The sequence below is a fragment of the Dyadobacter subterraneus genome, from assembly GCF_015221875.1.
GTDB classification, from domain to species: Bacteria; Bacteroidota; Bacteroidia; order Cytophagales; family Spirosomataceae; genus Dyadobacter; species Dyadobacter subterraneus.
In genome coordinates this window covers 1559186-1579202 of sequence record NZ_JACYGY010000001.1, presented here as the reverse complement: position 1 = coordinate 1579202, position 20017 = coordinate 1559186, and the positions used below count along the sequence as shown (strand labels likewise).

17 protein-coding genes are annotated in these 20017 nt (G+C 40.5%); 4 read left to right on the top strand and 13 right to left on the bottom strand.

Features of this window, described 5'->3' with window-relative positions; all coding sequences use genetic code 11:
* Positions 1–20: 20 nt before the first annotated feature.
* The gene (locus tag IEE83_RS06585; protein WP_194119821.1) at positions 21–185 is read right to left on the bottom strand and encodes a hypothetical protein; all 165 of its coding nucleotides are present in this window, start codon (positions 183–185) and stop codon (positions 21–23) included.
* 66 nt (positions 186–251) lie between these two features.
* On the opposite strand from IEE83_RS06585, the gene IEE83_RS06580 reads away from it, so the two are divergent.
* From IEE83_RS06580 to IEE83_RS06570, 3 genes are all read left to right on the top strand, one after another.
* On the top strand, positions 252–2417 hold the full coding sequence (locus IEE83_RS06580) for a PAS domain-containing protein (RefSeq protein WP_194119819.1): 2166 nt from the start codon (positions 252–254) through the stop codon (positions 2415–2417).
* A 124-nt stretch (positions 2418–2541) separates the two neighbouring features.
* Entirely contained in the window at positions 2542–3390 is an 849-nt protein-coding gene (locus tag IEE83_RS06575; RefSeq protein ID WP_194119818.1) for an alpha/beta hydrolase, read from the top strand.
* A 128-nt stretch (positions 3391–3518) separates the two neighbouring features.
* Positions 3519–5060, top strand: coding sequence for a sulfatase family protein (locus tag IEE83_RS06570; protein WP_194119817.1), 1542 nt, complete (start codon positions 3519–3521; stop codon positions 5058–5060).
* A 63-nt stretch (positions 5061–5123) separates the two neighbouring features.
* Here the strand turns inward: IEE83_RS06570 and IEE83_RS06565 are convergent, their stop codons facing one another.
* The 10 genes from IEE83_RS06565 to IEE83_RS06520 form a co-directional block, all read right to left on the bottom strand.
* A complete protein-coding gene (locus tag IEE83_RS06565) occupies positions 5124–5552 on the bottom strand; it encodes a DUF1810 domain-containing protein (protein ID WP_194119816.1) in 429 nt (142 codons plus the stop codon).
* A 109-nt stretch (positions 5553–5661) separates the two neighbouring features.
* Positions 5662–9591, bottom strand: a complete 3930-nt coding sequence (locus tag IEE83_RS06560) for a PVC-type heme-binding CxxCH protein (protein ID WP_194119815.1) — start codon at positions 9589–9591, stop codon at positions 5662–5664.
* Positions 9592–9794: 203 nt separating this feature from the next.
* Positions 9795–10268 carry a DUF6252 domain-containing protein gene (locus IEE83_RS06555; RefSeq protein WP_194119814.1) on the bottom strand — a complete coding sequence of 158 codons (474 nt, stop codon included), beginning with the start codon at positions 10266–10268 and terminating at the stop codon, positions 9795–9797.
* 251 nt (positions 10269–10519) lie between these two features.
* Positions 10520–11326: a LytR/AlgR family response regulator transcription factor gene (locus IEE83_RS06550; protein ID WP_194119813.1), complete on the bottom strand. Its 807-nt coding sequence runs from the start codon at positions 11324–11326 to the stop codon at positions 10520–10522.
* Positions 11327–11329: 3 nt separating this feature from the next.
* On the bottom strand, positions 11330–14356 hold the full coding sequence (locus IEE83_RS06545) for a sensor histidine kinase (protein WP_194119812.1): 3027 nt from the start codon (positions 14354–14356) through the stop codon (positions 11330–11332).
* Between the two features lie 66 nt (positions 14357–14422).
* Positions 14423–14902, bottom strand: a complete 480-nt coding sequence (locus IEE83_RS06540; protein ID WP_194119811.1) for a hypothetical protein — start codon at positions 14900–14902, stop codon at positions 14423–14425.
* 25 nt (positions 14903–14927) lie between these two features.
* The gene (locus IEE83_RS06535; RefSeq protein ID WP_194119810.1) at positions 14928–15071 is read right to left on the bottom strand and encodes a hypothetical protein; all 144 of its coding nucleotides are present in this window, start codon (positions 15069–15071) and stop codon (positions 14928–14930) included.
* A gap of 170 nt (positions 15072–15241) precedes the next feature.
* A complete protein-coding gene (locus IEE83_RS06530) occupies positions 15242–16015 on the bottom strand; it encodes a LytR/AlgR family response regulator transcription factor (RefSeq protein WP_194119809.1) in 774 nt (257 codons plus the stop codon).
* Positions 15969–17027: a sensor histidine kinase gene (locus IEE83_RS06525; RefSeq protein ID WP_194119808.1), complete on the bottom strand. Its 1059-nt coding sequence runs from the start codon at positions 17025–17027 to the stop codon at positions 15969–15971. Before IEE83_RS06525 ends, IEE83_RS06530 begins: the two co-directional genes overlap by 47 nt.
* Positions 16990–17676 (bottom strand): hypothetical protein, encoded by a 687-nt coding sequence (locus IEE83_RS06520; RefSeq protein WP_194119807.1) that lies wholly within the window; start codon positions 17674–17676, stop codon positions 16990–16992. The genes IEE83_RS06525 and IEE83_RS06520 overlap by 38 nt, the downstream gene beginning before the upstream one ends.
* A 213-nt stretch (positions 17677–17889) precedes the next feature.
* Here IEE83_RS06520 and IEE83_RS06515 point away from each other — a divergent pair, with 213 nt between their 5' ends.
* Positions 17890–18414 carry an FUSC family protein gene (locus IEE83_RS06515; RefSeq protein ID WP_194119806.1) on the top strand — a complete coding sequence of 175 codons (525 nt, stop codon included), beginning with the start codon at positions 17890–17892 and terminating at the stop codon, positions 18412–18414.
* On the opposite strand, the gene IEE83_RS06510 is transcribed toward IEE83_RS06515, so the two are convergent.
* Entirely contained in the window at positions 18399–19412 is a 1014-nt protein-coding gene (locus IEE83_RS06510; protein ID WP_194119805.1) for a helix-turn-helix domain-containing protein, read from the bottom strand. The genes IEE83_RS06515 and IEE83_RS06510 overlap by 16 nt on opposite strands.
* Before the next feature lie 66 nt (positions 19413–19478).
* Positions 19479–19979, bottom strand: a complete 501-nt coding sequence (locus IEE83_RS06505) for a cupin domain-containing protein (protein ID WP_194119804.1) — start codon at positions 19977–19979, stop codon at positions 19479–19481.
* Positions 19980–20017: the final 38 nt, after the last annotated feature.

Sequence of the window (20017 nt, the reverse complement as noted above, 5' to 3'; positions counted from 1 at the left end):
CGGCAGGTTAATATAAAATCTCAGTATTGATATTCAGGCGCGAAGGCATAGCTTTCGCGCCTGAATTGTTTTACACCGAAAATGAATATCTGCAAATCATCCGGAATACGCTTTTCCACGTAAGTATTTTCATCCTCTGCCCAATTGAGATAAATTATATTGGCATCATTTTTTAGCAATTCCATTAACCTCTATAAAGGTGAGATTGAAACTGCTTCAACTTGAATTTAAGTTCTAAATTATTTGCTATAATGATTGATTCTATTTCCACTCAGGAGAATGACCGTATCACCGCTCTTAGAAGCTACGACATTCTTGATACTTTACCTGAGCAGGACTATGAGAATATCACCCAGTTAGCATCCGAGATTTGTCAAACACCTATTGCGTTGGTAAGTCTGGTGGATGATAAAAGGCAATGGTTTAAGTCCAATTATGGGCTTGCAGCCCGGGAAACACCTCGTGAATATTCGTTTTGTGCACATGCCATCAATAATCCCACAGAAACATTTGTAATTAATGATTCAAGAGAGGATATACGTTTTTCACAAAATCCACTTGTCACCGGAGATCCAAATGTTATTTTTTATGCCGGAACACCACTTGTTGACGAGAATGGCTTTGCATTAGGTTCGTTATGTGTAATCGATAATGTTCCAAAACAGTTAAGTGATTCTCAACTTTCGGCGCTTAAAATTTTAGCCAGACAGGTTGTTAACCTACTGACTATCAGAAAACAAAATAAAGAGTTAAGGCAAAAAGATGAACGCCAGCGTGAAGAAATTGCGGAACAGATCAAAATTCGTGCTGCACTTGCGGAAAGTGAGGCACGTTTTCGTTCGCTGATTGACCAAGCTCCTGTGGCAACCTGCTTATTCACGGGCAAAAATCTTAACATAGAACTGGCAAATGATTTGATGTTAAGCTATTGGGGGAAAAATTCTTCCGCCATTGGTAAACCCCTGGCCGAGGTTCTGCCCGAACTCAAAGACCAGCCTTTTCTGGATATACTCAATAACGTTTTAACCACTGGTGAACCATATCAGGCCGTAAACATGCATGCGCAAATTGTAGTGGACGGGGTGTTGAAAAGCCATTATTTCGACTTCACTTATCAGCCGGTACGCAACAAAGAAGGGGAAATTTACGGCGTGATGGACATGGCCATTGATGTTACCGAAAGGGTTCTTTCACAACAAAAAATTGATGAAGCCCAGCGTCAGATTCTTTCTTCTTTTGAACAATCGCCAGTTGCAATTGCGCTGATTGACGAACCTGATCTCACTTTTACAATGGCTAATCCTTTTTATGGACAATTGGTTGGCCGGACACCGGAAGTGCTCATCGGAAAACCATTTTTATCGGCACTGCCTGAATTAGCAGGACAGGGATTTGATGATCTGTTGAAAGAAGTAATGGCAACCGGCAAACCCTATGTTGCTTCGGAAACGGCTGTGATAATTACGCGTGAAAATAAAAAAGAAACGATTTTTGTTGATTTGACTTATCAGCCAAGACTAAATGCTAATGGTAAAATATGCGGAATTCTGGTTATCGCTACCGATGTGACTGGGCAGGTCAGAAACCGGCAAAATATTGAAGCAAGCGAAGCCAGGTACCGTCAATTTTCACAAGAATTGGAAAAACGTGTAGACCAGCGCACCCAGGAGCTTACCTTGGCCAATGAAGACTTGGTTCGTCTGAATAGCAACCTCCGACAGTTTGCGTATATTGCCAGTCATGATATGCAGGAGCCTTTGCGTAAAATACAGACATTCAGCTCGATGTTAACGCAAAAACTGGGCACTCAGCTGGACGAACCGTCATCGCATCTTCTGCAAAGAATAAGTTCTGCCGCCGCCAGAATGTCTTCCCTGATCCGAGATGTATTGACCTATTCGCTTGTCGATAATAAACAACAGAAATTTGATCATGTTTCCTTGAATTCCGTGGTAAGCGACGCGCTGGAAACATTATCTCTCGAAATTGAGCAAAGAAATGCCCGAATTAAGGTGGATGAGATGGCGGGATTGCAGGGTGATAAATCCCAGCTGGTTCATTTATTTCAGAATCTTATTTCCAATGCTATTAAATTTACTCCTAATCATCAGGTGCCTGATATCCGGATTCAGCACTTTAAAAAGAAAAGAAGTGAATTGCCTGCTGATGTACAGCCCGGAAGTACTGCTCATGAATTCCATCAGATTAACATTAGTGACAACGGCATTGGTTTTGAGCCACAATATGTAGACCGCATCTTCCAGGTTTTTCAAAGATTGCATAGTCAGAGTAAATTCCCCGGAACCGGTGTCGGTCTGGCGATTTGTGAACGCGTGGTAGCTAACCATGGCGGCGGTATTACAGCAATTAGCAAGCCTGGCGAAGGGGCCACATTTTGCATTTATTTACCGGGGTAAGATTGAGATTTTGTTGTACGGTTTGCGATTGTACCGCTTAAAAATCCCGTAATAATTTTTTTGCGGATAACTTTGAAGGTAAAATAAAACAGGAATTTACCGATAAGGCGAAACAATTAAAAAAATGCTCAAAACTCTTCTGATTGTCTTTTGTTCTTTGACTCTTCACCTGAAATCGCTTGCTTTTGAACAAGTAAAACAGGACACAATTCCGACAATTCTTACCTATAAAAAAATTGATACGCTAGATTTAAATCTAACGATTTACAAACCAGCGGACTTTTCAACCAACAAAAAATACCCGGCAATTATCTTCTTTTTTGGTGGCGGCTGGATAAATGGCAATATATCGCAATTTAAAAATCAGGCTCTTTACTTTGCTTCACGTGGTATGATTGCAGTTTTGTGCGATTACAGAGTCGCATCCAGAAATCATACCTCCCCTTTTGATGCCGTTGCTGATGCCAAATCGGCAATCCGGTATTTGAGGTTGAATGCTACAAACCTACATATTGATCCAAAGCGAATTGCAGCAGCCGGAGGTTCTGCGGGAGGTCATCTTGCGGCAGCAGCTGATTTAACAAAACTGGAAGATTCATCAGCGGATCGTACTATAAGCGCAAGACCTAATGCCCTGGTTTTGTTTAATCCGGTTTTCAATAATGGACCCGGAGAATATGGTTACGACCGGATTGGTGAGCGCTATCCGGAAATTTCCCCTTTCCATAATATTACCAAAGGCGCAGCACCAACCATTGTCTTTTTCGGGACAAAAGATAAGCTTGTATCCGTGGAAACAGCAAAAGCTTATCAGTCAAAAATGAAACAAAATGGTAACCGCTGTGACTTATATTTTTATCCTGAACAGGTACATGGCTTTTTTAACAAAGGTGAGTATTACCTGAAAACGCTGAACCAGGCAGATATTTTTCTGGAATCGATTGGATACATCCGGGGAAAACCAACAATTTAAGAGCTTCTTTGTCTTTCTGATATTCTTCAAATTTTTTTTAACCGAGAAATATTAACCAAACAAATGTGCTTTTCGACAATTTTACATTATCATTACAATATAAAATTGATAGATTATATAGATTCAATATGAATTTAATAAACCGATCCTCGGGCTTACAAAAACTGCTGCTGATATTCCCTGCCTTCGCTTTTAGTATTTTATTGGCTTTCACAGGTAAAGAATATAATACAAATTCAGTGGCAAAAACACCAAATATCGTTGTAATACTTGCGGATGATATGGGTTACGGTGATATAAAATCTTTTAACCCAAACTCTCAGATTCCGACGCCTAATCTTGACAAACTTGCCGGCAGCGGAATAAAATTTACAGATGCTCATTCCGGATCCGCTGTTTGCTCCCCTACCCGTTACGGTCTGATCACTGGTCGTTACGCTTTTCGTTCCTCATTAAAAAAAGGAGTATTGGGTGGTTATTCACCGCCGTTGATCGAAAAGGACAGATTTACGATTGCCGACTTGCTAAAAAATGCAGGTTACAATACTGCTGTGATCGGGAAATGGCATCTTGGACTTGGATACGCCGGCAATACAGCCGCTATCAAGGTTGACTCCACAAACGGCTGGCCAACAGGCGAAGGAATTGATGTAGAAACACCGCTTCTTCAAAGTCCAAATGATCTTGGATTTGATTATAGCTACATCATACCGTCGTCACTGGATATACCGCCGTATATCTATTTTGAAAATGGAAAACCATCAGAAAAAGGAATTGTGAAAATGGAAGGAAAAAATTCGCCGCGCGGTGTTTTTTGGCGTGAAGGAAAAGCTTCCACAAATTTTAAAATAGAAAAAACGCTGGATCACTTTTCCTATAAAGCATCAGAATTTCTGACAAATTCGTCAAAAAAGAAAAAACCATTTTTTCTGTATTTACCGCTGACTAGTCCGCATACACCCTGGCTTCCTTCTGCTCAGTTCAAGGACAAATCAAAGGCTGGAATATACGGTGATTTTGTTGCGCATACAGACAATGTTGTTGGCAAAGTTCTTCACACGCTCGACAGTCTGGGTCTAACTGAAAACACGCTGGTAATTTTCACTTCCGACAATGGTGCAGACTGGAAACCGGGTGATAAAAAGATATATCCAGATCATCAGGCCAACTATATTTTCAGAGGGCAAAAATCTGATATCTGGGAAGGAGGGCATCATGTTCCTTTTATTGCAAGCTGGCCAAAAAATATCAGACCAAATCAAAGTACTACCGAAACAATATGTCTGACGGATCTGTTGGCAACTTTCGCTTCGATAACCGGACAGAAAATTCCCGATAATGTAGCACAGGACAGTTTTGATTTCTCAATATTATTTAACGGAAATAAGTCAACCAAATCAATAAGAAAAAGTATAATACATCACTCCATCCAGGGAATGTTTGCTATCAAAAGTGGAAAATGGAAATATATAGATGGACAGGGAAGCGGTGGCTGGTCAAAAGATGAATCAGCCACGGTGGATCTAAAATCGCAGTTATATGACCTTGGCAAAGATCCAACCGAAAGCCAAAACGTCGTTGAAGAATTTCCTGATATTGCAAAGAAATTAAAGGCAGAACTGGATGCACAAAATGCCAACGGTTTTACAAGGCCGGGAGGACGAAATTAACACATTTGTCTTGCTTTGCTTACAAAAAACTTTAAACCGTGTTTAAATTGAACACAAAAATTGTCATGATTTTTTAACAAGATCAATTGTTCTCTGATCCGGAATTCCATTAAAGTATTTGTCCAGAACAGCTTGAAAAACTGGATCTGTGTTTTTTACCAAATTAAATAAAGTCATACTTGACCTAAGTTTCAGATCATCAGGACTTCCTAGAATTTGATTTGCTGTTTTTCCTTTTATTTCCAAAATAGCATTTGAAATTTCAATCAGTCTTTTGCCAAGGACCGGGTGTTCGAGATAACGGCTGGCCTGTCCGATATTTTTAATACCATAAAATGCGGAGGTAGTGCTCATGCCAAGGCCGGAAATTTGTGGGAAGATATACCATATCCAGTGTCCCTGTTTTCTACCGTTTTTAATTTCAGCAAGTGCCTGATTGTAATCACGATTCTGCGCGCTTACAAATTTATCCATGTCATCTTCCAAGTTCATACTGGTAAATTTTGTTCATTAATATCAAATTTCCTTTCAGCGAAATCATAATTTGTACATATAAAAAACGAACCACTTTCATAGATCTTTGCAGAATCACAAGGGAATCTTATTTTGCAATCACCGTCAGGATTCCCGTCATCACGCGCCAGTGACCAGGAAAAGAACAAATGAATGGATATTCTCCGGGTTGGTCCGGTGCTTTGAAATTAAGACGAAAGCTTTTTCCCGAATTAACAAGTGGTGTGGCAAAAAGCACATCCCTGGAATCCGGGACAAAATTTCTTTCAAATCCATCTTTAAGTGTTGCCATTGCGTCCGCGGCCTCTCCCACTTTCTGAGCGGTTCCTGGTTTGACAATCACAACGTTATGCGGCATCAGATCAGGGTTTTCAAAAATAAGTGAAATTGATTTCCCGGCCCGAACGCTTATATTTTTTTTGTCAAAAGCCATTTTTGCTTCAATAGCAGTAAGTCTGATTTCCACAGTTCCCATCGTTTCAAGCATCGACAAAATTTCCGGTTTGTCTTTCTCTGGCAACTCCTGAATTCTGCTTTTCAGGTTTAAAATCGTTTGGGCAAAACGTTCCGAAGACTGGTTTGCTTCTGGCGTATCATTCAGGTATTTAATGTAGTTTTTTATCGTTTGTGTTTTTTCTGAGTCATTTCCGCTCATCGTAAGCAACAGTGGGTAAGCATTTTCCGGGAGTGATGCTGTCAAAGCTTTTACCTTTTCGTAAAATGAAGCTTTAAGGTTGCTATCCGTTAGCAGCGAAATCCCGTGCAGATAATCCTGTTGGTTCGCCTTATTTTTCTGCGCCAAACCCCATACCTTTTGGTCCGACTTTTCAGCCGTAATCATACCCGCATAACCAATTAACCTAAGCATTTCACTGGTATCTTTTTTAATCAGATTGAGAAATTCGGCTTCATTGCTTTTTAATTCTGAGCCGTCAGTACTTAATAACATACTCACCAGCTCGTCCTGTACACCCTTTTGTCTATTTCCTTTTTTTCCATATTCAAGATCATGAATCGCGTTTATCAAAACTCTGGACTTACTGATACTCTCAATCCTGGCCATTTCTGATACCGCATTTTGCTTTTGTTTCAGGTCAAAATCATTTCTTGAAATTAATGCTGACAGCACCGGAGTACTTTGTACAAAACCTGAAAGTTCATTGGCAGTGACCAAATCCAGCAAATAAGGAAGTGCTTTTGATTGTGCCTCAGTCAGGTTTTTGTTTTGTTTAAAATCAGAAAGCCAAAGCGGTTTCAGATAAGTAAATGTCTCTTTAATGGCATAGTCCAGATAATAATCGGTGGGATATTTGAAAATATCCAGCGCTGCATCCACGGTCGTTTTGGAATCAAAAAAACTCAAAGCTACTACGGCTTCCAGTCTCACGCGGGCAGATTCGTCGTTGACCCGGGCACGAATCAAATACAGAGAACCCGGCACCCGGTTGCGCCAGTTCAGCAAAACTTTGGTAGCTGCCGCACGTGCCTGATATTGTTTTGCATTCAATAATGTTTTCAGGATATTTTCTTCAACAACATCAAAATCCTGGTAAAGCCACAATGCCTCAAGAAGATTATGCTCAAATTCCTTGTCATTTTTATCAAGAGCTGATACCCACTTTTTCAATGCAGGCAGTACATCAGAAGCGTTTTTTTGACGAATTTGCGCCCGCGAACGGTAGCGCATTCTGTCCTCATATATTTTAAGATTGTCAAGCAGTTCCGGGACGCTTTGCCTTGAAACGTCAACTCGTTTTAATAAAGGCTTATCCTTATAAGTAATTCGCCAGATCCGGCCATGAGATTTATCTCGGGCAGGATCTCTCGGAGGATTTTCGCCGTGCGAAATCAACGGATTATACCAGTCAACAATATATAAACCACCATCAGGCCCAAATTTCAGATCAATCGGCCGGAAGTTTGGATCAGAAGATTGCAAAATGGGTTCAACTTCCTTACTCCCGATTCCTGATCCTTTCTGAATGATCCGGTGCTGCTTGGTACCCTGAAAACCAATGTTATTGTTGACCAGAAAATCACCCTGCACCTCGTCCGGAAACTGGCGGCTTGAAACAATTTCAATCCCGGCGGTTGGTCTTACCCTGGTTTCGGTGAACATTTCGATACGCGGATGTTTATTGGGATAGTTCAACTTTCCGGTCATCGGGGGAGCGAAATAATTGGAACCATCAGACGCATCGCCTATCAGATGCATACCCCATTTATCAAAAACGCTGCCCCAGGGATTATAATAAGGATAGGAAATGTAGTGAAACAATTTTCCGGTCCGGGGTTCAAAACGGTAGGTCGAGCCACTGTAAGAACGTACCGGACCGTAAGGCGTTTCAACCTGAGAGTTCAGGAATGTCCCTTCATTAAAATAAAGTCCGCCATCCTGTCCGAATGTAAAAGCATGTGTGGCGTGATGGCTGTCTTCTGATCCAAAACCTGTCAGTATAACTTCCCGCAGATCCGCCTTATCATCGCCATCCGAGTCTTTAAGAAACAAAATATCAGGCTCCTGGGATACGTAAACACCTCCGTTTCCAAATTCAAAACCCAAAGGAAGATACAGGTCATCTGCAAAAACTGTATGCTTGTCAGCCCTACCATCTCCATCTGTATCTTCCAGAATAACAATCTTGTCATGTACGGGAATACCCGGATAATATTGCGGATAAGTTGGCATAGTCGCTACCCATAAGCGACCGCGCGCATCAAAATTCATGGCTACCGGTTTTTCAATCGGGAAGTCTTTTTCTGATGCAAAAAGATTGATTTCATACCCTTTTGGCAACTTAAATTTTTCGGTAGTGGCAGGCCAGGTTTTTTCCTGATGATGCGCGTGGGCAACGGCAGCCTTGGCAGCTTCTCCCTGTCGTCCGGTCATCGGTATAGCTGGAATCATGGAAGGGTCAACTGGTTTTCCTCTCAAATCCGTTATTTCGATCGCTTTCTTAAAACTTTCGATTCCGGTACTTTTCCCCAATTCCCAGATAACAGAATCAAGCGAAACCGTCATCTGATTCAATTTTCTAAGTTCAGGTGGATATGCGATTATGCCGAAAGGTTCACGTCGTCTTCCATAAATATATTCCCCGTTAACCGCGCGCCAGCGGTAGAAAAAATGATCATCTTTCATTTTAACCACCTGCCGTAATTTTCGGCTGTTTTCAGAATCAAAATCCTGATTTTTAGTCATCCCAAGTGATTTTCCCATCCATTCTGCCGCAAGCCGGTATCCGCCATCATTCAAATGAATTCCATTTATTGTAATGGCAGGTTTGTCCTTTAAAGCCATTCTGGCAAGCGAGGGCGTAAATAAATCGATGAAAAATAAACCGCTTTTATCCGCTGCCTTTTGCATGGCTTTGGTGTACAATGCCAGATTTTTATTGTGTTCTGACGGATCAGGATAATAGTGACCAAGATTTTCATGCGCAATCGAAGAAACCAGCACAAGCTTCGGAACTGAATGTCCGTTGAACTGGTTGTCCTGCAAGTTTTTAATAAATACTTCCAGATCCTTTTCAAACTGTGACAATCCTGCAAGCCCTTTAAAAGCTTCGTTCATGCCAAAACATAGAAAAATAATATCTGCTTTTTGCTCGGTCAAATCCTGATTCAACCCGTTGAAATTAAGCGCAACCGGCATATGAATCGGTTCTCCCTCATGAGTGAAACCTTGAAAAGTAACTTCTTTGGATGGCTTGACAGGAACAGAGGCCTTTTCGCCAAAACCGGGAAAATTTAACGGTCGAGGCTGGAGGCCAACTTCATCTGCACTCCAACCCATATTTCTTACCGTTAACTGCTGACCTGGAAAATTTTTCTGAAGTAAAGTTTCAAAATAACCATAGTGCCGCATTCTATCCGCAAAAGTGTTTCCAAGAAGAATAATATGATCACCTTTTTTGGGAAGAAAAGCGGATTTCAGCGGTTGACTATGCGTTGCCTTAAATGAAAAAACTGATGTGATAATCAATAAAAAACGAATATTCAGGATCAGTTTTTTCATAAGAGTTTCCGGATTATTCAGGAATTGATGATGATTTCTATTAATTCTATTTCTGGCTCGAATTGAACATTTTCAATATTAAATAAAGCATTAACCATGCCGGGTTTACCGGTTTGTGCAAATCTTTGTTTTCAATTTTTAACAAAAAAAGCCACCATCTGGCAGCCTGAATAATTTAGTAAGAATGAAGTGTTTTTGAAATATTAGCGCACATTAACGTTGAAGCTGCCTTCTGTCAAAGTACGTTTTTTAGTACCTGAGGCATCGTAAGCTACGAAACTGAAAGTGCCTGATAAACTTGATTCTGTCTTTTTAGTAATGGTTACGCTGCCGCTTCCTCCGTTAATCGTTGAAAAATCTTCTTTGCTGATTGTAACAATACCAAAGTTAACTTCATTGATCGGGTAAGTGCCTTCGGCCGCGGAGTTTGGCAATGCAATGGCAATGACATCGCTGGTTTTGCTATCCATTCCGTAAATGGCATAGTAACCGTTTGCTCCCGGAAAATTGGCCAATGCATAGGCATAATCCGGTGCATAATTATTTCCGTCTACCTTTACTTTGAACCCAACTGTGGCTGCCGGATCTGGTGTGACATCATCGGATTTTTTGCTGCAAGACATAAAACCTGCAAGGCAAATCATAACAAAAAGTACTAAAATCGAAGACGTTTTCATAACACTAAAAAGTTGTTTGTTAAGGATGAGAACCCGGAAAATGACGAAAAACTGTATTGTTTTCTTCTTTGTTTCCCTTTGACATTTCAAAACTAATACAACCGGAAGCCTTCAAATTTCAGAATATATGTTAGGCAGGTTTTACTTTAATGGCGGTGAGAAATGCTGTACAATTGGTTGAAAAATACTATAAATCCGGTGGCTTGTTTGAAACATTCTGTTCCGCATAAACTGTAACCCAATTTTATCTCTCATTTCAATTTCCCCGAATTGACATAAAAATCTGACAAGAGAGACAAAAATTCATCTTTACGTCGGCGGGACACCTCAATTTCTGTATTATCGCTCATCCATACCTGGCCACCATCTCCTTTTACATAACGTTTGATATGTTCCAGATTGATAATATTGGATTGATGTACGCGGAAAAAATAATAGTTATCCAGAATCTCTTCATATTCTTTCAGCAGTCGGGAAACCACTATCGCCGGTCCTTTGATGAGATGAAACTTGGTGTAAGACCCCAACGATTCACATTGAATAATTTCTGTCATCTGGACAAAATGGATCCCTTCCGCCGTCGGCAATGCAATTCGTTGATTATCATTTTTTTGACGATTAAGCAGGCGGACTGTTCCCGGAGCATCCAGCTGCTGCTGTAAAATCTGAATCTGCTGGGGATTGACACTGGCAGTCTGAGATTTATATTTCTCAACGGCAGCCAGTAATTCATCCGGATCAATTGGTTTCAGTAGGTAATCTATCGCACTAAACCGGAATGCACGAATGGCGAATTCCTGATAGGCCGTGGTGAAAATAACGCCAAAATCAACTTTTTCAAAAGCAGCCAGTAAATCAAATCCCGTTTTACCCGGCATCTGGATATCAAGAAAAACCAGGTTGGGTTTCTTCTCTTTGATTAATTCAATACCCAAATCGGCATTTTTCGCTTCACCGCAAATTTCAACCTCAGGGCATACCAACCTCAGCAGGTTGGTCAGTGCTTCGCGGGCATTAGTTTCATCATCAATGATAACAGCGCGTAAATCTTGTTTCATACGTTATACATTTTCAAGTGGAATAGTCATGCTCACTCTTGTTCCGGCAGGGTGATTAGCGGCGTCAAACAAATCAGTAAATTCTATTTTGGCATCACTATCCTTGTGGCGAAGTGACTCAAAAATACCTTTGGTCATTTCCTGACCCCGCGAAATATGGCCTTCTGTTCGTGGTGCAAAAGTGCGGCCGACACCGTTGTCTTCGATGGTACAAACGATGTGTTTATCAACAATCCTGGCCGTAATTTTTAATTTTTTCTCACCCTCTTTTGGCATTAAACCATGCCAGATCGCATTTTCAACATAGGGTTGCAGAAGCATCGGGGGCAGATGGGCATCCAGCAGGGCTTCATTATCTTCAATGTCAAAAGTGTAGCTGAATTCATGATTAAATCGAAAAGATTCTATTTCCACATACATCCGCAGGGTATCAATAATCTGTTCAAAAGAAAGATACTGATGGTTGGAATTTTCCATGATGCGCCGCACCAGTTTAGAGAATTTCGACAGATATTTTGCACCTTCCACACCTCTGTTTGTCAGCAGATAATTCTGGACAGAGTTAAGTGAATTGAACAAAAAATGCGGGTTCATTTGCGACTGCAATGCTTTTAGCCGCCATTCTGCAATTTGCAGGTCCAGCTTGTTCCTCTCTGCCAGGGTATTGACGCGCCAACGCATCATGGCGACAATCATCGCAGCAATTGCCAATCCTATAAGTGTCCTGAAAAACAATGTATTGATAAAATAAGGCGCAACACGGAACCGAACAACGAGTGGTTTTTCACTTACTTTACCCGAACTATTTCTGCTCTTAACGAGCAGCCGGTAAGATTTGGCCGGAAGGTTTGTAAAAGAAACGGTATGCTGATTGCCCAGATCTATCCAGTTGGATTCAAAACCTTCAAGTTTGAAACTGAATAAATTTTTGGAAGCGGGTTCAAAATTTAATGTTGAAAAATTGAAGGTAATCGCATTTTCGTCGGGTTCCAGAAAAATTTCTTTGGACAGATCCTTATGCAAAGTTTTCCCTTTGACTTCAATCGAACTGATAACAACCCTGGGCGTGACCATACTATTACCAAGCGCGTTGATATTTAAAATATTGATAGCATTGGTATGTCCTAAAAAAAGCTCATTAGCTGCACTATGATAAAATCCGACCGGGGCATTGCTTTTCAATCCTTCGATTGTGGTCAGGTAACGGATAGCATGCGTTTTAGGGTCTGCAATGTGAATGCCCTCATTGGTACTGAACCAAAGATTTCCTCCCGGCATTTCTGCAATATTGGCGCAATAAGTATCGTTGAGTGCATCAGTTTTAAACTCAAATGTGCTTAAAATCCGGCCTGAGGAAGAAATTTTCGAAACACCTCCCCAGCTGGAAATCAGAATGGAGCCATTTGATCCTTTTTGCATTCCATTGATACAATCGCCTCCAATCAATTTCCCCTTATTTTCTGGCAGCGTTTCAATATTTACAAATTCACCTGTTTTTTCATCGAAAAAAAATAGTCCCCGGGAGCATGTGGCTACCCAGATGCGGCCGTCAACACCTTCAATAATTGCTTTCAGATAGGTCAAATTTAACAATTTTCGTCCCTGTTTCTCCGACCATAATTTAATTTCCCGCTTTGTTACAGGATCTATTACTTTCAAACCTTCATTGAGATTGGCAATCCACAAACGGCCTTTTTTATCCAGCAGTCCATCTTTGAAATCTGTATTTTTAAATAAGGATGATGCCGGAGAAAAAACCGAAAAGTTTCCTTTTTTCAAATCCGCAGTAAAAACACCTTTGTCAGTAAAAGCATACGGGCGATCCTGAATCCAGCGCATCTGTTGTGTGAGCGCGTCGGTTGGGTATGGCAATAATTTAAAAAAGTGCTGGGATGGTTTCCAGATCAGAGCCCCTGAATGCGAAAGACCTAAGATAAAAGTCTCATCCGGCGCGGGTAAAATGGTAGTAATCTGAACCGGAAGCCGCACGATGCCGGCAGGAATTGCCACGGTCCGAATTCCGGCATTGCCATAACGGTACTTGTAAACGCCATCACTGGTGCCTATCCAAAGAATCCGGTTGACTTTGTCTTCATACATCGTTTTGACCCGGATTCCGTTGTTATAAAATTCGGGCAGATTGTACATTTCGTTACGATCAGGATAAAAAATACTGATTCCGTCATTTGTCCCGATAAAAAGGAGTTTCCTTCCATTTTCATCCCGGGATTCCTGAACGCAAATGACATGGTTATGTTCAAAACCCTTTTTTCTGATACTGAAAGACTGATCAGCAGGAGAAAAACGGACCAGACCGTATTCATAACCTCCTATCCAAAGATTTCCATTACTATCCTCACCGGCTTTTGACAGGCGGATCGGAATACGATTTTTAGTTAAAACAGCTTCTTTCCCAAGCATACAGACAAGTTTGTCTGCATTACGATCATAACGATAAAGGCCAATTTCTGAAACCACCCAAAGTGTGTGTTTTGAATCTTCAAAAAAGCTTGCATACTGATACACATCTCCGCCTGATGCCGTTTGGGAAAAGGTATATCTATGAAGTTTTCCGGTTGCCGGATTGTATCTTTTCACAGAAGTATAATCACAAACCCAAACCTGGTCAAAACTATCGACCATGCCTTGTTCATGCAAATCATTCGTTGGATCCGAGTCATCATAGTTATTTACAGCCAGCGTGGTGACTGTCAGCGTTTTTGCATCGATTTTACACAAACCCCTGGTGTCGTTGGAAGTATAAATATCTCCCTTTGAATCGGTAGATACGCCGGAACAATATCCCAGTTTCAAACTGTCAAGTCTTAAAAAGCTGTAACCGTCATAGCGACAGATATTTCTTCCGGTACCAATCCACAAAAATCCCTGTTTGTCATTTGTCAGCGACCAGACTTCATTGGATGGAAGCCCTTCCCTGGTTGTCAGGTGTTCCAGCGTCAGGGATGGCATTTGTGCGCAGAGCTGCGGCGAGGTAAAAAACAATAGCAGGAATACCTGTAAATACCTCATAAACCAATCAATGATTTTATATAACTACTTCATAAGCAATAATCTGCAACAGGTTAAAGTTAAGACCTACTGCTTTTTACTGATTAATGAAAATGCTTCCGGATGATTGGATTCTGGCTTAATGCTACTATCCGAAAACCTCGCGCGCGTTGTGCCGTTGGTACTTTTCCAGTGACCAGACAGAAGAATCAATCTCTTTCCTTTTTTACAAAATGCCCCTTGAAATGTTCGCGTGATTTTGCCATTCTCAGATTCAAGCAATATCATTTCATTCCTGTCATTAACCGCTCCCAGCACCTTGATTTTATTCCGTAAGCCGTCGCCGGAATAATACCCTTTGACGAAATTATCAATTATGACAATGTGCATTCGTGAGTCCGTTTTTTCATACGTGTCTTTACCCGTCCGAATATTTGTCGTAAAGCTACCATCCATACTAACCGGTTCCATGTAAGCAGGTTCGCCCATCGAACTGGCGCATTTTTTCTCATAACAACAAATCAAAAGAACGACGTTAAATGCCAGGAATGTTAGAAGTGATTTCATAAAAATGTTGAGAATGTGTGAAATTTCAAAAAAAGACAAGACTAAAAAGGATGATCAAGGTAATAATCAGCAAAGCAATCCAGTCAAAGCCTCTTTCCAGAAATCTTCTGACACTTTCCCTGACCGTTCTGATACCATTTCTGTTTACAAAGTGTTCGCCCCTTGCCATACGCAGTTATTAATTGGTGGATTAAATTCACTTTAAAAATGGCCAGGAAATATATTCGGATGCCGACAGGTTGATAAACGGAGGCAAGATTATCGAAACCGGTGGGGATAAGTTGATATTTGGGAGACTGTAAAATAAATACTTTACAGCTTGTATCTAAAAACCATAAATCAAACCAACAATAACTTCTCCCGGATCTCGTCGGAATAAGAATACGCACTCTTTATTTTTGTACCTTTTGAATCGTTCATTACCAAAATATAAGTGCCTTTAAAGTACTTATGTATTTCCCTGATTGTTAATTTATTGATTATAAATCCTCTGTGAACACGAAGGAATTGCTCTGGCAGGCGTTCTTGTAAATATCCAAGTGAATAATCAATCAGACTTTCCCCTTCGTAGGTGTGGATGTATACGTATTTATCTTTTGCTTCAAAAAAACAGATATCTGCCATGTGAATCAGCGTTATTTTATTTCCAGATTTCACCGGAATAGTCGTGATGATATCTTTTGGGCGATTTTCATTGATGAGCATCTTGATTTTGTACAAAACATTATCCTCAATGGCCTTACTTTCCAATGCTCTTTTAATCGTTATCGAAAGGCGATCATCTTCCACAGGTTTTAACAAATAATCCAGAGAATTTTTCTCGAACGCTTTTATTGCATATTCTTCGTAGGCTGTAACAAAAACAATCTGCGGCAAATAATCGAGGTAATTCAACACTTCAAAACCATTCATTACCGGCATCTGGATATCAAGAAAAACAAGATCAGGACGCTGGTCATTGATAAGTCCGATCGCTTCTTTTCCATCTTTTGCCTCACCGATGATTTTTATTTGCGGATAGGATTCAAGCGCTTTTTTCAAACGATAAATTGCAATTTCCTCATCGTCAACCAGCAACGTTCTGATTTCTTTTCGGGATAATAATCCTGACATATTTTTCCGGTTCGTTATTTAATTCCAATGTAAAATTTCCAGGATACAAAAGTCCAAGCTTGCTCCTCACCATTTGCAGGCCCATTCCGGCACCGGGGGTTGCTGAAAATTCCGGTCCCGAATCAGAAATGGTAATCAGCATATTTTCTCCGTCGGGTTTTATTTCAACTTTAACAAAACCATTTTCAACCTTCTTTTCAATACCATGTTTTACTGCATTTTCGACAACAGGCTGCAAAATAAAGGATGGTATTTGTAAAGATAATGTTTCCGGATCAGTGTTGATTTCATAGTGCATCCGATTTCCGAAGCGGATTTTTTGCATATCCAGATAAGTCTGAATTATGGCAAGTTCATCATGCACGGAATGAAAAGTGGCGCTGTTTTTATTCAGTGTAAACCTGAAAAACTTTGACAAAAGCAGTACCATTTCCTCCGCTTTGGCGGGATCTTTGGAGATAAGTCCTGCAATAGTGTTATGGACATTATAGAGAAAATGCGGGTTCACTTTCGCTCGCAAAAGTTCAAGCTCAAAAGCTGTTTTTTGCTGTTCCAGTTCCAAAACCCGGTATTGCTGGTTTAAGATCCTTGAATTCAAAAGACTTTTCCATTCTTCACTCACATAAATCGGGATACCCGTAACCAGCACAATCAGGATATTCAACACATAAATATTCCCACCGTTAAACCATTGATATTTCCCAGCCTTCCACAAAAACGATTGTACAAAAAACATAATTTCCGAGCCTGCCAACGCGACCAAAATCAATAAAGCGATCATAATGATCATCTTTAAACTTTGTATTGAGGTGACCATTGTGAAAAAATTCCTGTACGAAATAACCAGCATCATCAAAGAACCGATGCAGGAAGAGGACAATACTGAAATCAGGATACGCTCAGGCCTGGGATCGTAAGTGAAATATAAATAGATACCGAATGCCGACCCGATCAAAAGGCAGATCAGCAAAGTTTTAAGCGCGGGATGCATCCTGATTGGCGTGTCTGACAATGGTTTTTGTTTTGAAAATAAAAGTTTTTTTCGACAGGAGAATGAAGGTAATAATAATGTAAATCATACCGGCCACCGAAGGAAGAAATTGGCTGTAAGGCTTGTAATCCGGAAAAACCGTACCGCTGAATGCAGACGAAATTGCGCTCAAAGCGCTGGTCATTTTATAAGCGTGTTCGTACATAATGGCCTTTTTGAGAAATCTAACAGGGATAATCCATTTGCAGAGATCATAGCCGGTTATCAAAAATAAAGCACCAACTGTTGAATATGTAATCACCGGCGCCCAATACAATTTACTGTAATTCAGATAATAAAGATAAAAAATAGCTGAGCTCATTACCAGCACAGGAACAACATAATCAATCATTTCAGGTTTTTGACCGCATAATTTCAGTGACCGGATTCCACTAAAACAATTGTAGCCGCTGAGCAATGTGATGACTAGAAGAAAATTGTTACGATTGAAAATAATCACACCGAAAAGTCCGGTTATGATGACGACAACAATCATCCACATGAAATATTTTCCAAATAAAACATGTCTCCCCTTACCCTTTCTGACGATAACTGCGGCAAAACCGGTTACCAGCGCAATGCTTCCGGCTATGACATGAAAAACAAGATTGACAAGATGTAATTTTTCCATCGGTTGATTTTTAAGGTTTCCCAAATCAACTTCTATTGTCAGTAAACGAGAATCAAAATCCGATGAATGGAGATAATTACTGCTGAACAGGACAAAAAACGATAAAGTGAAGTTCTTTAATTGAAAAGTTCGGGAGAAATCTGGCGGCTAATTCGTAGTTTTATCTGTCGGGGGGATAAATTTTATTTGCCAAAAATCTAACAAAAACAGTTTGTGTCAGAGAAACTAACGGATCAGATACTATATATTTTGAAATGCCTGATCGGTACAGCCATCGGTTATTATATTTATTTGCTCCATCCTACTGTCGGAACATGGGCGCTTTTTTCCATAGTATTGGTACTTGCTCCGGACAGAAAAGATGCTATGAATCTGGCCGTTACACGTATCAAAGCAAATTTTATCGGAGCAGTAATCGGACTGATTTTACTTAATCTTCATGCGATCAATCTGATGATGATTTGCGCCGGCATTGCAATTTCCATTGCTATTTGTGAATTGTTGAAATTGCAGGCTGCCACCCGCTCGGCAATGATTGCGGTACTGATCATCACCATGCATGAGCCAGGTCAATATCTTTGGGAAGTTGCTGTGGAGCGTGCTGGTGGCGTTGCGGCGGGTTGTATTATTGGTGTTGTGCTCACCTATTTATTTCATATTTCCGTATCAGAATCAACCCAGATTCTCCAAAAAGTGAGAAAGGGAAACACTTCGGATTCTGTTCAGGATACGGATTGATAAACCGCCTTTACTGCGCCTGAATTTTTGAGCTCTTCTTTAAAACGCTTGGGTTTTATTTTGTGGAATTTTTCAAACAAACGCGCAAAATGACTCAGATTGGAAAAACCCAGCTGGTAACCCGTTTCAGAAACTGACAGATATTGCAGCAGCCGCGCAGCTTCATTCATCCGGGCTGTCTGATAATAATTATAAATACTATCACCAAAAACCTGACGAAAAAGCTGTTTCATTTTAGTCAGACTCATTCCGATATCTTCAGACAGTTTAACCAGTTCGGGAGGCACACTGAGATCATTTAGAATAAGTGTTTTGGCAAGATAAATCTGTTCCGCATCGGCCTGGTCAATCGGAATTACTTTGCTTTCGGAGCGCGCGATTAACTTTGCAAACAACTGATAAATAAGCTCATGCGCTTTGATCTGATAAAGTAAAGTTGCCAGTCTGGTCGTGTCGTCAATTGTGGTAATTTCTTTTAGTGTTTGCTGCATCTGCAAGTTCATTTCTTCATGCAGGACAAAAGATTTGTTATTTTTCAAAAGATTTTCCGTAGAAGAACCTTCTTTCAAATGAAGCAGATCAAGAAGAGTCTCGCGGGAAATACTGATGACAAGAAACCTGATTGAAACGTCTTTTGGAATGACCAGTTCTGTAAAAAAATTACCCGTACTAAACTCGACTTCAAAGGTGTTTTTTGCAGAGAAAAAAGAGCCGTTTTCCAGTCCGTTACCTTTGAAATCTGTCCGGCAGTCGAATTTAAAAGTGAGCGTGTCGTTCGAGGAAGAAGGGAGGCGTTTTAATACAAATTCTTCTTTCAGTATATAATTATGGATACAAAGAGAAAAACCCACTCCCGGATAAACTTCCTGAATAAATCCATCTCCAAGAAAATCAGGCAAAAATACGCGTTCCTCTTTTACCGCTGCACCAAAGCGATTAGCAAAAGCAGAGGTGAAATGAAAATTCTCACCGGCGCTAAATTCAAACTCAACAGCCATAATAATATAGAAATACGGTTGAATATTTTACATATCCAATCGATGTAATTATTAAATAACAGAAAATTAATCCAGATAATCAGGCGGATACAATTTCTGCCCGTATTTTTCAGCCAATGCGAAAAGTATCTTTTTTTCCTCTGCACTTGGTTCCGAAGCTGGAATAAATTCTCCTTTTTTGACAGGTTTTCCTGCTTCCAGAAAAAAATCATCCAGTCCGGCAGGAACCACAGTACACCAAAGCCGGGCGGTTTGTTCAGTTATGTTTTTGAAACAATGAATTAGTCCACCTTTGGGAATATGGGCGATATCTCCCTTTTTGGCAACATATTTTCCATTTTCAGTTTTCACTTCAATTTCTCCATCCAGCACATAAAAAGATTCGTCGAAACCTGCATGTGCATGCGGGCCTGGCCCACCTCCGGCCGGAACCAGCATATCAATAATGGCAAAAGCGCCACCGGTTTGCTTACCAGAAATTACGATACGGTACGTATTACCAACCACCGAAATAAGATCTCCATCATCGGGTGTTACAATTTGCGCAGGCTTTTTTATCTCTTCCATTTTGTTGATATTCAATTTATCTGCAATTAATTATCCAA